Origin of the sequence: Tepidimicrobium xylanilyticum (assembly GCF_900106765.1) — a bacterium.
GTDB lineage: Bacteria > Bacillota > Clostridia > Tissierellales > Tepidimicrobiaceae > Tepidimicrobium > Tepidimicrobium xylanilyticum.
The window spans coordinates 17,621-30,788 of sequence record NZ_FNNG01000011.1 but is presented as its reverse complement, the minus strand read 5'-3'; the positions used below and the strand labels follow the sequence as shown (position 1 = coordinate 30,788).

Genomic DNA, 13,168 nt, shown 5'->3' with positions numbered 1-13,168 from the left:
CTAAATATATAATAAGGGGTTAGTCATTATGAAATCAAAAAAGTCTATTCTTCTATTAATTGTGATAATACTATTGCAATTTACCGTCGGTTGTAAAAAAGATGTACCAGGGCCTTTAGCAAAATCTGAATTTCTGATGAATACCTATATTACACTAAGGATTTATGATAAGAAGGATAAAAATATATTAGATAAGGCCTTTGATAGATTGAGAGAGATAGAAAATAGGATGAGCGTAACCATTGAAGACAGTGATGTTAGCCTAATAAATCAAAATGCAGGAATAAAGCCAGTCAAGGTACATGAAGATGTATACTATGTAATAAAGGAAGCTAAATACTTTGCAGAGTTGTCCAATGGTGCCTTTGATCCAACTATTGGTCCATTAACGGACTTATGGAATATAACGGGAGATGAACTAAGAGAAAGAGAATCCATTCCGACGGAGGATGAAATTAAGGAAGCACTTGAGTTAGTGGATTATAGAGACTTAGAATTATTAGAAGATAATCAGGTGTTTTTGAAAAAGGAAGGCATGAAATTGAACTTAGGAGGAATCGTTAAAGGTTATGCTGCAGATGAAGTGAAGAGAATTTTCCTAGAAAATGGAGTTGAGTCTGCAATAATTGATTTAGGAGGGAATCTCTATGTCATGGGAGAAAAGGAGGATGGAGAAGCTTGGAAAATTGGAATTCAAGATCCCTTTAAGGAAGAAAGAGATTATTTAGGAATATTGAAAGTAAAAAATAAATCGGTAGTTACTTCTGGCGATTATGAACGTTATATAATCTATAATGGGGAAAAATACCATCATATTTTAGACCCAAAAACTGGTTATCCATCGGAAAATGAAGTTTCGGGAATAACAATCATATCGGATAAATCCATAGTAGGGGATGGCCTTTCTACAGCTTTGTTCATACTAGGAGTTGAAGGAGGGTCTAAACTAGTTAATCAATTAGGAGATATACAGGCCATATTTGTAACTAAAATGGAAGAGGTTATAGTTCACGAAGATATAATAGAAGATTTTTCTCTAAGAGATAGCAATTATAGTCTTATTTTGAATCAAAAATAATAGGTAATAAAACCCACCTTTAAGAAATATTATATATTAGATTGAGGTGGGTGAGATTATGTATAAAAAAAGCTATCCTAAATATAAAAGTATATTAAGTTATCTAAAACGGAGATACCATTATAAGAGGATATTGAATAGGATTATTGCAGCTTTAATAATACTAATTATAATCCTTTTATTGAAATTATTAAATAACAGCTTTTCAAATAACATTATTCAAATAATCTACAATGGAATAAATTATGAATTTAGTCTAAAAAAGGATGGAAAAGCATTGGTTACCTATGGTAGGAAATTATTAACCCTTCCGGAAAAAACTCTCTTTGTGTTTAACTTAAATAATTCCGTTAAATATCCACCTCCTATTGAAGGTGTAGTCTATAATCCCTTTGGGGAAACCATATATTTAAATGGAAAATCCACTTTTAATGATGGCGTAGATATTATTCCATATGAAGGTAAAGAACCCATAGCCATTAAAGATGGTGTAGTTAAATCCATTGAAGATAGGGGAGCAAAAGGATATTTTGTTACCATAGAACATGAGGATTTTTCAACGGTTTATGGATACTTGGTATCAATCTATGTTGAGAAAGGAGAAGATATAAAGGCAGGGACTAAAATAGGCACCTTAGGAACTAACAAAGATGGGAATAAATACTTGCATTTTCAGACTATCGTAAATGGTTCTCCCGTAGACCCGTTGAAGTACATAGATTTTAAGGGAAAATTTTAAAACTGTCTTAGACAGTTTTTTTGTTTGATTTTTGTTTCCCACTATTAAATAAAATAAAAAGATGGTAATATATTATTATAATACTAATGAAAAGGTGATATTAGATGATAGATATGAAGAAATTAGATAAAGTGCTAAGAAGGGTAGAAAAACCAGCAAGATATATAGGTATGGAAAAAAATGCTATTAAAAAGGATTTAAATGAGGTGAAAGTAAAATTTGCTTTTGCCTTTCCAGATATATACGAAGTAGGCATGTCCCATCTAGGTCTTCATATACTCTATAATCTGATAAATGAAAAAGAGGACATGGCTTGTGAAAGGGTTTTTGCTCCTTGGGTAGATATGGAAGAGGAAATGATTAAAGAAGGAATCCCTCTATTTACACTGGAAAGCAAGGAATCTGTAAGAAATTTTGATTTTTTAGGTTTTACTTTGCAATATGAGATGAGCTATACCAACATAATCAATATGCTTAATTTGGGGGGCATTCCAATACTTTCTAAGGACAGAAAAAAAGAAGATCCTTTCATAATAGCAGGAGGGCCTTGTGCCTATAACCCTGAACCAATTGCAGATATTATTGACTTTTTTGTAATAGGTGAAGGAGAGGAAATAATATTAGAAATATTAGAAAAATATAAGGAGTATAAAGCCCCTAAAGGAAATAGGATTGGATTTTTGAAGGAAGTAAGCAAAATAGAAGGGGTATATGTACCACAGTTTTATCATGTAAAATATAATAAAGATAATACTATCCAGAGCATGGATCCAATAGTGGAAGGTATTCCTAAGATCATTAAAAAGAGAATTATTAAAGATTTAGATAGAGTATATTTCCCAGAAAAACTAATAGTACCCTATATAGAAACGATTCATGACAGGATTCCACTGGAAATATTTAGAGGTTGCACAAGGGGATGTAGATTTTGTCAAGCAGGGATGATCTATAGGCCTGTAAGAGAAAAGTCAGTAGAAAGGCTATTAGAATTGGCAGAAAAACTAGAAGAAAATACAGGATACGAGGACATATCCTTAACTTCTCTTAGTTCCTGTGATTATTCCAATCTAGAGAAATTGATTTCAAAACTTATGGATAGATATGAAGATGAAAAGGTAGGCATTTCACTACCATCCTTAAGGTTAGATTCTTTTAGCATTGGGGTATTGAAGGAGATTCAAAAGGTCAGGAAAACTGGATTAACCTTTGCCCCAGAGGCAGGCAGCCAAAGGCTTAGGGACGTAATAAATAAAGGGGTTACAGATGAAGATTTAATAAATGCGGTATCCTATGCCTTTGAGGAAGGTTGGTCTACCATTAAACTATACTTTATGATTGGATTACCTACTGAAACGGAAGAGGATTTACTGGGCATAAGGGATCTAGGATATAAGGTTAAGGACATATTCTTTAGCCTTCCCAAAGAAAAGCGAAAAGGTAATCTAAAAGTCACTCTTAGTGCTTCTTGCTTTGTACCAAAACCCTTTACTCCTTTCCAATGGGTAGGACAGGATTCAATAGAAAAGTTTTATGAAAAGATAGATCTAATTAAGCAAAACATTAGGGATAAAAAAATTACATTTAATTATCATGATCCAAAGTTAAGCTATTTAGAGGCAGTAATTGCCAGAGGAGATAGAAGGCTAGGAAAAGCTTTAATAAGAGCTTGGGAAAAAGGTTGTAAATTTGATGGATGGTCTGAAAAATTCGATTTTGATAAATGGATGGAAGCTTTCAAGGAAACGGGAATAGATGGGGACTTTTATGCATTGCGGGAAAGGGAAATTGATGAAATACTTCCTTGGGATTTCATCAATCCGGGGATTACTAAGGAATATTTAATCAAGGAATATGAAAAGGCTAAAGGTGAAGAATTGACCAGAGATTGCAGATTAGGCTGTACTAATTGTGGCATCAATAGAAGCTTTACAGGTGGTGTTTGCTGATGATTTTAAGAGTTAAATTTACAAAAGAAGGTTATTTAAAATACATTTCTCATTTAGATATGATGAGATTATTTCAAAGAGCCTTTAGAAGGGCTCAAATTCCAATTAAATATTCAGAAGGATTTAATCCCCAGCCTAAATTTTCTATAGCAAACCCTCTAGCCTTAGGAATAGAGAGTATTGAAGAATATATGGATATGGAGTTATACGAGAAAATCCCTGTAGATGAGTTTATAAATAGGATGAATAAAGAAATGCCTAAAGGGATTAAAATAATAGATGCAAAATACATCAAAGACACTAAGGCTATTGCTTCCCTCATTAGTTGGAGTTATTATAGAATTAGTTTTGAGGTGGCAAATATCCATAAAAGAGAAGAATTAGATAATCTTTTAAAGGAATTTCTTAGTGAAGAGAAGATAGTAATAAAGAAAACTAAACAGAAGAATAAAAGAGTAATAGAAAAGGAGCAAAATATTAGACCCTTAATAGGAAATGTGGTTTTAGAGAATTTTATAGTTGATAATGTGAGCAATTCTCAAGCAAAGGCAACTATAAACTGTATGTTAAAAGCAGGTGATAAAGGCAATTTAAAGCCTATGGACTTTATCAAGGCTCTAAGTGAACATTTTAATTTAGATATTGACTTTGATAATATTGATATAAAAAGACTATCATTGCTTATAGAAGATAAAGGACAAATTTTACCACCTATGTAAGATTTGGGAGAGATAATATGGATTATATATTTGTAGATTCTAAAGATAATGTAGAGATAATAGGCCTAGTAGAAGATTATAATCTGGTGGAGCTTTATATAGATGATAAGGAAAAGGAAAAGCAAGTAGGGAATATTTATAGAGGACGGGTGGAAAATGTGCTTCCAGGCATGGAAGCTGCCTTTATAGATATAGGAGAAGGTAAAAATGCCTATTTATATATTAAACAGGCTTTGCCTAAGGGGATGGAAAAGGATAAAAAAGTAAATATTGGAGAATTGATAAAAAAAGGAGATGAGATTATAGTTCAAGTATTAAAAGAGCCTTCCAAGAATAAAGGAGCTAAGGTAACCACTCATATTACTTTACCTGGCAGATATGTAATATTAACTCCTTATTCCAATAAAATATCCTTATCGAGAAAAATTGTAAACACAGATGAAATCGAGAGACTAAAGGGAATAGGTAAATCCATTATAAAACATGGGTATGGGATGATTTTTAGAACCAAAGCTGCTGGAATTAAAAGGGAGTTATTAGAGGAAGAATACAATTTATTAATTGACATGTTTAAGAAGATAGAAAGGGAGAGAAATTTCCTGCCTTGTCCTAAACTTATATATAAGGAAATAGACCTATCCCATCAGATTATTCGAGATGTTTATAGTGAAAAGGTTAATAAGATAATATTAAATGATAGGGAGAAATATGAAAGTATTTTAAGTTTCCAAGGGGTAATGTTTCCTAAATTAGATGAGAAAATCCATTATGACAAGGATTTTAACATATTCTATCATCGGGAAATAATGGAAGGAATTAAAACTGCTTTAAACAGGAAAGTTTTTCTTAAAAGTGGAGGTTATATAGTTATAGATGAAACGGAGGCTTTAACTGCTATAGATGTTAATACAGGTAAATTTATAGGAGATAATAGTTTAGAGGATACAGTTGTTAAGACCAACTTAGAAGCTTGTGAAGAAATAGCAAGGCAAATTAGATTGAGGGACATAACTGGAATAATTATAATAGATTTTATAGATATGAAAGACAACAAAGATGTATCCATGGTCTTAGAAAGATTAGAAGAATGTTTAAGTAGTGATAGAAATAAAGCTAATATAATTGGAATTACAAAATTAGGATTAGTAGAACTGACAAGGAAGAAGACAAGAAATAGTTTAACTTCTTCTTTTATAAAAGAATGCTCTAATTGTAATGGAAGTGGCAGAATTTTATATAGAGGCATTGACAATTGAGTATTAATCTGTTAAAATATTTGTTTGTAGGTAGCCGCTCAATGTGGGTTAAAGCAGAGCCACCTAACATTGGCGAGACTGGGTTAGAGGAGGTGCAATATAAAAATGTATGCTATAATTGAAACAGGTGGAAAACAATACAGGGTTCAAGAAGGGGACGTTGTATTTGTTGAAAAACTTGATGTGGAAGAAGGAGAGAAAATCGATTTATCTAAAGTTCTCCTTATTAAGAAGGAAGACGATTTGGTGATTGGACGACCTTATGTAGAAGGAGCAAAAGTAGAAGCAACAGTTTTAAAACAAGGGAAATCAAAAAAGATCATAATATTTAAATATAAGCCAAAAAAGAATTATAGAAAGAAACAAGGTCATCGCCAGCCATATACTAAATTGAAGATTGAAAAGATAGTTGGTTAGTATGATAAGGATTACCATATTTAAGGATAAACTAGGTCATATTGAGAGGTATTATATATCAGGTCACGCTGGTTATGACATTAAGGGCAAGGATATAGTCTGTGCAGCCGTTTCTATATTGGCACAAACTACTTTAATGTCCTTAGTGGAAGTTTGTGGAGTGGCTGAAGATGAGATAACATATGCTATTGACAGTGATAAGGGAATAGTGGATGTAACTTTACCTGAACATATAGAACCTAGTATAAGGCTTAAAACTGAAACAGTTTTAAGGACTATGGAATTAGGAATAAAATCCATATTGGAAATTTATCCAGAGTATGTAACTCTCAAATATAGGGAGGTGTAAAGATGATAAAGCTAAATTTACAGTTATTCGCTTCTAAAAAAGGAGTGGGTAGTTCAAGGAACGGTAGAGATAGTGAATCTAAGCGTCTAGGAGTAAAACGCGGTGATGGACAATATGTATTAGCTGGAAATATTTTGGTAAGACAAAGAGGTACTAAGATTCATCCTGGTCACAATGTGGGTAGAGGTAGCGATGATACTTTGTTTGCTAAAATAGATGGTGTCGTTAAATTTGAAAGAAAAGGAAGAGACAAAAAACAGGTCAGCGTATATCCTGTTGAAGAGTTAGCATAGAATTAAAGCTTACCGGACGGTAGGCTTTTTTCTTTAATAGAATATTTTTATCTATCTCGAATAATACTTATACTGATGAAATTTTCAATATTGACAGCCAATTATAAGCTGATATAATTAAATTACAAAACTCAAAGAGGATGATAGTATGTTTGTTGACGTAGCTAAAATTGTGGTCAAAGCAGGAAAAGGTGGAGATGGTGCAGTAGCCTTTAGGAGGGAAAAATACGAACCAGCAGGAGGTCCTTATGGTGGAGATGGAGGCCAAGGAGGCAGCATCATCTTAGAGGGAGATGAAGGCATAAGGACTCTAATGGATTTTAGATATAAGCGCTTTTATAAAGCTGAAGATGGAGAAAATGGAAAAACGAAAAATCAATATGGAAGAAAGGGACAGGATTTGATCCTAAAAGTTCCTGTTGGTACTTTGGTAAAGGATGGAAATACTGGAAGAGTAATAGTAGATATAAAGGAACATAAACAAAGATATGTAATTGCCAAGGGGGGCAAGGGAGGTAGAGGAAATAGCAAGTTTGCAACTCCCACTAGACAGGCACCCAGATTTGCAGAACCAGGTACTAAAGGAGAAGAAAAAACTATTATATTGGAATTGAAGTTATTGGCAGATGTTGGGCTGATAGGATTTCCCAATGTGGGTAAGTCGACTATACTATCCATCTTATCTGCTGCCAAACCTAAAATTGCCAACTACCACTTTACCACCCTAAAACCTAATTTGGGAGTAGTGAGAGTTGGAGAAGAGCAAAGTTTTGTTATTGCTGATATTCCTGGGTTAATTGAAGGAGCCCATGAAGGTGCAGGTTTAGGGCACGATTTCCTGAAACATGTGGAAAGGACTAAGCTATTAGTCCATGTTCTAGATGGTTCTGGAATAGAAGGTAGAGATCCAATAGAGGATTTCTACAAAATCAATGAGGAACTGGTGAAATACAATCCCAAGTTAAAAAATAAGCATCAGATAATAGTAGCCAATAAAATGGACCTGCCTCAATTTAGGGATTGGATAGGCAAAATAAAAGATGAATTTGAACCTTTGGGATACCGAGTATTTTCATTATCTGCTGCAACTAAGGAAGGCATTAAAGAGTTGAAATACGGAATATGGGAAGTCTTAAAGGATATTGAGTATGAATATGAAACTTTTGACGAAAAGATGGTTGAATACTTTGAAGAACCTGAGGAAGAGCCAATTATAGTAAAAAAAGAAGAGGATCAATATATCGTTGAGGGTAGTTTCATAGAAAGACTACTATATTCCGTTAACTTTGATGATTTAGACTCTTTAAGATATTTTCAAAATGTTTTAAAACAAAAGGGGGTAGTGGATAAGCTCAGAGAATTAGGAATTAAGGAGAATGATACCGTATTAATATGTGGATATGAATTTGAATTTTTCGAGTAAATGGAGGGCTTGTAACGTTTATGGATTGTTTTAATTGTGGAAATTGTAAGGAAAATCAACCAACTTATTATTGCATAGCGAAAAATGAAGTAGTAATCAATCAAAATTTCAAACCAGAAGAAAAATTAAGGACTGGTTGGAAAAAGGGTAGCAAAAATTATGAATCCCATAGAAGACAATCTAGAAAGGAAGTAGAAGTCTAATAAAAGGAGTGTAATAATTGTTAACAGGTAAACAAAGAAGTTATCTAAAGGCCTTAGCCAATACAATGGATCCGATATTCCAGGTAGGAAAAAATGGAATAACGGAAAACTTCGTTAAGCAGGTAGATGAAGCCTTAGAAGCAAGAGAGCTGATAAAGATTAAGATTCTTAATAATAGCCATCTTGACCCAACAGAAGTGGCCAATGAATTAATGGAAAAGACCAATGCTGAATTTGTTCAAAGTATAGGTAATAAGTTTGTTCTTTATAGGGAATCTAAAGAGAATAAAAAAATTCAATTACCTAAATAGTTGGTAAACTTCAGAGCTTGAGCTTCTGAAGTTTACTATTATGAGGAGGAGAATGATTTGACTAGGGAGAGAATTGGAATTATGGGGGGAACCTTTGACCCAATCCACAATGGTCATCTAATATTAGCTGAGTACTCAAGAACGGAAATAGGGCTTGATAAGATACTTTTTATTCCAACTGGGAAACCACCCCATAAGGTAGGCAATCAAATTTCTAAAGCTGTCCACAGATACAATATGACTTTATTGGCTCTAGACTCAAACCCTAATTTCTTCACATCTACTATTGAAATGGAAAGGGAAGGATTTAGCTATACCATAGACACTATAAGATATTTGAGTTCTAAGTTTAAAGATAAGGAATTTTACTTTATACTGGGTTCCGATTCATTGTTGGAAATACATAAATGGAAGGATTATGAAGAATTATTGAAATCCTGCAATTTCATTGTAGCTAAACGAAAGGGTCTAGAAGATGAAGAGCTAATGGATAGGGTAAATGATATAATAAAATGCTACAAAGCCAATATACATATATTAGAGTTTCCTATAATAGATATTTCGTCTACAGAAATTAGAAACAGGGTTATTAAGAATAAATCTATAAAATATTTAGTACCAGAACCGGTAGAGCTTTACATATACAAATATGGATTATATAAGGAGAATGGAAATGATGGAATCTTGGGTATATGATAAGCTAAAGAAGGATATAGGAACTAATAGATTTGAACATTCATTAAGAGTTATGAAGACCTGTGAAGAGTTGGCAGAACACTATGGTTGTTCAGTAGAAAAAGCAAGAATAGCTGGGTTGCTTCATGATTGTGGCAAACTGCAAGGGGAAATAAATTTGTTGAAAATGGTAAGTGATTTTGGTATAATTTTAGATAATGTTATGAAAATTAACAAAGACCTTATTCACAGTCCTTTAGGTGCAGAAATTGCAAAAAGGAAATATAAAATAGAGGATTGTGAAATTTTAAATGCCATTTGCTATCATACAACGGGTAGAGAGAATATGACCCTTTTGGAAAAAATAGTGTATATAGCAGATCTTATAGAACCAGGCAGGGATTTTAATGGAGTAGAAGAAATAAGAAGGCTAGTTTATGAGGATTTAGATAAAGCCCTGCTTTATGCTTTAGATAATACATTGGCATTTATAATAAGTAGGGGGAAAATAATCCATTTGAATACGGTCAAAGCAAGGAATCATTTATTAATTCTAAAAAATATGGAGTGAGGTCTAGTGAAAAAGACTTTCTTTAAAACTTTTTTTATTTCATTTATAGTTTTTTCTTTGGTATGGGGAGGTTTTATTTATAAAACCGTAATTAAAGCAACTGGCGAATCTGATGAGGAAGAGTATAGGGAAACTTTTTTAGATAGATTAATAGATGGGAAGGATGATATAACTTTCCTATTATTGGGTGTAGATTCTAAGGATGTAAAAAAGAGTAGTGGGACTAGAACTGACACCATGATATTGTGTAGAGTGGATAAATCTACTGGAGAAATTACTATGCTTTCTATACCTAGGGACACAAAAGCTAGGATTAGGGGAAGAAAGTATGAGGAAAAGATAAACCATGCCCATGCATATGGAGGGCCGGAACTATCGGTAAAAGCTGTTAAGGATTTATTAGGTATAGACTTAGAATATTATGTAAAGGTAGACTACAATATAGTGAGGGAGTTTGTAGACCTAATTGGCGGTGTGGAAATAGATGTACCTATGGATATGAAATACAGCGATCCAATTGCAGATCCACCTTTATATATTAATTTAAAAAAGGGATACCAAACATTAGATGGAGAAAAGGCATTACAATTTTTGAGGTTTAGAAAGGGTTATGTGGATCAAGATTTAGGAAGAATTAAAGCACAGCAGGAATTTTTGAAGGCTGCCATCGATAAGGCTTTAAGGCCATCCAATGTTGTAAACATCCCATCGATGATTAAAACCTATTACGAAAATGTAGAAACCAACATACCTTTAGATGTTATAATGAAATTTGCTATGAAAGCAAAATCTTTCAGTAGTGATTCTATACAAGCTAACACTTTACCTGGAGCAAGTAAATATATTAATGGCGTATCCTATTTTATTCCTAATCAAGAAGAAACTAATAAGCTAGTAAAAGCATTATTTACCGACCAGAGAGCTGTAGAGAATTCGGAAAATAATGATGGTGAAGCTAATTAAAAAGCAGGAGGTAATTTGGTGAAGGACAAAGATAAAATAACCGTTATAGTAAATGCATGTCAAGATAAAAAAGGTTTTGATATAAAGATTTTAGACATTAGCAAGTTAACTCCCATAACGGACTATTTTGTATTGGTAAGTGGTAATTCTACCACACAAGTAGAATCTATTGCTGACGAAGTAGAAGATAAGATGTATGAAGCAGGTTATGAGCCCTTAGGAAAGGAAGGGAAAGCAAGTAGCAGATGGATATTAATAGATTATGGAGATGTGATTGTTCATGTATTCCATAGAGAAGATAGGGAGTTTTATGCTTTGGAAAAATTATGGGCTGATGGAGTAGAAGTTCCATTAGATCCTATTCTTTAGATTAATATGGGTCATATTCGATAGAAAAAGGAGGAGAAATTATGTTAAATTTCATAGTAACAGATAAGGCCCCTGCTGCAGTAGGACCTTATTCACAAGGTGTTAAAACTGATAGTTTTATATTCACTTCAGGTCAGCTTCCCATAGATCCAAAGACAGGAGAACTGTCAAAGGGCAACATTGAAAAGGAAACCAGGCTATGCCTTGAAAATATGCTGGCTGTAGTGGAAGCTGGCGGGGCTAATTTAAAGGATATTGCGAAGGTAAACATATATATAACCAATATGGACGATTTTTCACTTATAAATAAAGTATATGAAGATTTTTTCCAAGGGCATAAGCCTGCTAGGTCCTGTGTACAAGTAGCAAAATTGCCTAAAGATGCAGATATAGAAATTGAAGCTATAGCTGTGTTATGATAAATTTAAGCTCCCATTTAGGGAGCTAATTTATTGGGAAGAATTTGGTACTCTATATAAAGCTCTTCTACGCCTTCTATTTTTATTTCGTTTAAACATAATTGAGATTCTAATGAAAACTAGGATTCCTATTACAAAGAAATACCAATTGTTTAACAGTATATCCTTAATACTTGGAGGAGGTATTTTATCTACGTCTAAAGTGGATACAATATCTACATTTCCTAGAAGCTTACCATCTAAATAATACTCAACCTTCCCTAATACTTGTCCTTTTTTTACAGGAGCGGCAATGTTTTCATCGAGAATTATCCTTTGTTCAATTTTATCCATAGAATCTTTAGGTATTGTTACGGTTAAATTCTCGTTAATTATTCCCGCTACAATTGGGATTGTACCATTTTCAACCTCAATATTATCTATGAAATAGTTTTTTGTGGCTATACCTGCCTTCATAAAATTGTCAAATCCGTAGTTGAACAATTTATGTACATCGGCAAATACTTCCCTACCATTTGATTTTAACACTACAGCTATTAGGTTTTGGTTGTTCCTACTAGCTGAAGCTACCAGGCAATTTTGAGCAGCTAGTGTGTATCCTGTTTTAATTCCATTGACACCTTCATACTTTATAGGAACGGATTTGCCATTAACGTTAATTTTAATGGTACTATATAATAGTCTATTATTGGATTTTAAATATCTTTCTTCATCCTTCTTGTTTGTTTTAGGTATAGTATAAGTGTAATTGGATACAATTTCCCTAAATTGAGGGTTTTTCATGGCGTATTGGGCAATTAGGCTTAAGTCATAAGCGGTAGTCAAATGGTTTTCATTAGTAAGGCCATTTGGGTTTACAAAATTGGTATTCAAAGCTCCTAGTTCTTTTGCTTTTGTATTCATAAGGTTCACGAAGTTTTCAATGCTGCCTGAAATATGTTTTGCTATAGCCAGAGCTGAATCGTTTGCAGACTCTATTAGCAAAGCATTTAAAAGGTCTTCAAATTTAAGCTGTTCATCTGGCTCCAATGCAATATGGCTACCATCGGTAAGCCTTACTACTTCTTCATCTACTGTTACAATATCCTCCATATTCCCTAATTCTATGGCGAGGATTCCCGTCATTATCTTTGTAGTACTGGCGGGGTGCAGTTTTTTATGAGGGTTCTTCTCATAAAGAATCTGTCCAGTATCTGAGTCGATGAGAATAGCAGCTTCTCCGGAAAGGTTAAGCTCGTCTGCAAAAGATACTTCGTATGTAACCAAAAATAAGATCGATATTAGAAATAAGATTTTTTTCAATAAGCTCCCTCCTTTGTTGAATTAATTATAAGTATATCAAATATTATCAAAATATTTAATAGGTAAATTAAATTATTTTGATAAGGAGGGAATTTTGTCCAAATAGAGAATATATATTAGGGATAAAAATAAATT

The 13,168-nt window shown here is 33.2% G+C and carries 17 protein-coding genes; 16 read left to right on the top strand and 1 reads right to left on the bottom strand.

From position 1 onward, the window contains the following. Nucleotides 1–28 precede the first annotated feature (28 nt). The 16 genes from BLV68_RS11215 (at nt 29) to BLV68_RS11140 (ending at nt 11,731) form a co-directional block, all read left to right on the top strand. Nucleotides 29–1,078 (top strand): FAD:protein FMN transferase, encoded by a 1,050-nt coding sequence (locus tag BLV68_RS11215; RefSeq protein ID WP_093753859.1) that lies wholly within the window; start codon nt 29–31, stop codon nt 1,076–1,078. Between the two features lie 58 nt (nt 1,079–1,136). Further along, nucleotides 1,137–1,817: a M23 family metallopeptidase gene (locus BLV68_RS11210; RefSeq protein ID WP_093753857.1), complete on the top strand. Its 681-nt coding sequence runs from the start codon at nt 1,137–1,139 to the stop codon at nt 1,815–1,817. 104 nt (nt 1,818–1,921) lie between these two features. Beyond that, nucleotides 1,922–3,763 (top strand): TIGR03960 family B12-binding radical SAM protein, encoded by a 1,842-nt coding sequence (locus BLV68_RS11205; RefSeq protein ID WP_093753855.1) that lies wholly within the window; start codon nt 1,922–1,924, stop codon nt 3,761–3,763. Next, nucleotides 3,763–4,482 carry a TIGR03936 family radical SAM-associated protein gene (locus BLV68_RS11200; RefSeq protein ID WP_093753853.1) on the top strand — a complete coding sequence of 240 codons (720 nt, stop codon included), beginning with the start codon at nt 3,763–3,765 and terminating at the stop codon, nt 4,480–4,482. Before BLV68_RS11205 ends, BLV68_RS11200 begins: the two co-directional genes overlap by 1 nt. A 17-nt stretch (nt 4,483–4,499) precedes the next feature. Next, nucleotides 4,500–5,738 carry an Rne/Rng family ribonuclease gene (locus BLV68_RS11195; protein WP_093753851.1) on the top strand — a complete coding sequence of 413 codons (1,239 nt, stop codon included), beginning with the start codon at nt 4,500–4,502 and terminating at the stop codon, nt 5,736–5,738. 105 nt (nt 5,739–5,843) lie between these two features. Beyond that, entirely contained in the window at nt 5,844–6,155 is a 312-nt protein-coding gene (gene rplU / locus BLV68_RS11190; protein ID WP_093753849.1) for a 50S ribosomal protein L21, read from the top strand. 1 nt (nt 6,156) lies between these two features. After that, a complete protein-coding gene (locus BLV68_RS11185; protein ID WP_093753847.1) occupies nt 6,157–6,504 on the top strand; it encodes a ribosomal-processing cysteine protease Prp in 348 nt (115 codons plus the stop codon). Nucleotides 6,505–6,506: 2 nt separating this feature from the next. Continuing rightward, the gene (rpmA, locus tag BLV68_RS11180) at nt 6,507–6,797 is read left to right on the top strand and encodes a 50S ribosomal protein L27 (protein ID WP_093753845.1); all 291 of its coding nucleotides are present in this window, start codon (nt 6,507–6,509) and stop codon (nt 6,795–6,797) included. Nucleotides 6,798–6,945: 148 nt separating this feature from the next. Further along, nucleotides 6,946–8,220 carry a GTPase ObgE gene (obgE, locus tag BLV68_RS11175; protein WP_093753843.1) on the top strand — a complete coding sequence of 425 codons (1,275 nt, stop codon included), beginning with the start codon at nt 6,946–6,948 and terminating at the stop codon, nt 8,218–8,220. 20 nt (nt 8,221–8,240) lie between these two features. Continuing rightward, nucleotides 8,241–8,423: a hypothetical protein gene (locus BLV68_RS11170; RefSeq protein WP_093753841.1), complete on the top strand. Its 183-nt coding sequence runs from the start codon at nt 8,241–8,243 to the stop codon at nt 8,421–8,423. A gap of 17 nt (nt 8,424–8,440) precedes the next feature. Continuing rightward, nucleotides 8,441–8,734, top strand: coding sequence for a ribosome assembly RNA-binding protein YhbY (yhbY, locus tag BLV68_RS11165; protein ID WP_093753839.1), 294 nt, complete (start codon nt 8,441–8,443; stop codon nt 8,732–8,734). Between the two features lie 57 nt (nt 8,735–8,791). After that, the gene (nadD, locus tag BLV68_RS11160) at nt 8,792–9,430 is read left to right on the top strand and encodes a nicotinate-nucleotide adenylyltransferase (protein WP_093753837.1); all 639 of its coding nucleotides are present in this window, start codon (nt 8,792–8,794) and stop codon (nt 9,428–9,430) included. Beyond that, nucleotides 9,408–9,980: a bis(5'-nucleosyl)-tetraphosphatase (symmetrical) YqeK gene (yqeK, locus tag BLV68_RS11155; RefSeq protein WP_093753835.1), complete on the top strand. Its 573-nt coding sequence runs from the start codon at nt 9,408–9,410 to the stop codon at nt 9,978–9,980. The genes nadD and yqeK overlap by 23 nt, the downstream gene beginning before the upstream one ends. Before the next feature lie 6 nt (nt 9,981–9,986). Then, a complete protein-coding gene (locus BLV68_RS11150) occupies nt 9,987–10,943 on the top strand; it encodes an LCP family protein (RefSeq protein ID WP_093753833.1) in 957 nt (318 codons plus the stop codon). Nucleotides 10,944–10,961: 18 nt separating this feature from the next. Continuing rightward, nucleotides 10,962–11,312 (top strand): ribosome silencing factor, encoded by a 351-nt coding sequence (gene rsfS / locus BLV68_RS11145; protein ID WP_093753831.1) that lies wholly within the window; start codon nt 10,962–10,964, stop codon nt 11,310–11,312. A 41-nt stretch (nt 11,313–11,353) separates the two neighbouring features. Further along, nucleotides 11,354–11,731 (top strand): RidA family protein, encoded by a 378-nt coding sequence (locus tag BLV68_RS11140; protein WP_093753829.1) that lies wholly within the window; start codon nt 11,354–11,356, stop codon nt 11,729–11,731. Nucleotides 11,732–11,761: 30 nt separating this feature from the next. Here the strand turns inward: BLV68_RS11140 and BLV68_RS11135 are convergent, their stop codons facing one another. Next, nucleotides 11,762–13,033: a D-alanyl-D-alanine carboxypeptidase family protein gene (locus BLV68_RS11135; RefSeq protein ID WP_093753827.1), complete on the bottom strand. Its 1,272-nt coding sequence runs from the start codon at nt 13,031–13,033 to the stop codon at nt 11,762–11,764. Nucleotides 13,034–13,168 lie beyond the last annotated feature (135 nt).

Coding starts and splice junctions, on each gene's coding strand:
- rplU (WP_093753849.1), top strand. CDS start 5,844: ATGTATGCTATAATTGAAACAGGTGGAAAACAATACAGGGTTCAAGAA.
- BLV68_RS11200 (WP_093753853.1), top strand. CDS start 3,763: ATGATTTTAAGAGTTAAATTTACAAAAGAAGGTTATTTAAAATACATT.
- BLV68_RS11170 (WP_093753841.1), top strand. CDS start 8,241: ATGGATTGTTTTAATTGTGGAAATTGTAAGGAAAATCAACCAACTTAT.
- rpmA (WP_093753845.1), top strand. CDS start 6,507: ATGATAAAGCTAAATTTACAGTTATTCGCTTCTAAAAAAGGAGTGGGT.
- BLV68_RS11140 (WP_093753829.1), top strand. CDS start 11,354: ATGTTAAATTTCATAGTAACAGATAAGGCCCCTGCTGCAGTAGGACCT.
- yqeK (WP_093753835.1), top strand. CDS start 9,408: ATGATGGAATCTTGGGTATATGATAAGCTAAAGAAGGATATAGGAACT.
- obgE (WP_093753843.1), top strand. CDS start 6,946: ATGTTTGTTGACGTAGCTAAAATTGTGGTCAAAGCAGGAAAAGGTGGA.
- BLV68_RS11205 (WP_093753855.1), top strand. CDS start 1,922: ATGATAGATATGAAGAAATTAGATAAAGTGCTAAGAAGGGTAGAAAAA.
- BLV68_RS11185 (WP_093753847.1), top strand. CDS start 6,157: ATGATAAGGATTACCATATTTAAGGATAAACTAGGTCATATTGAGAGG.
- BLV68_RS11210 (WP_093753857.1), top strand. CDS start 1,137: ATGTATAAAAAAAGCTATCCTAAATATAAAAGTATATTAAGTTATCTA.
- BLV68_RS11195 (WP_093753851.1), top strand. CDS start 4,500: ATGGATTATATATTTGTAGATTCTAAAGATAATGTAGAGATAATAGGC.
- BLV68_RS11215 (WP_093753859.1), top strand. CDS start 29: ATGAAATCAAAAAAGTCTATTCTTCTATTAATTGTGATAATACTATTG.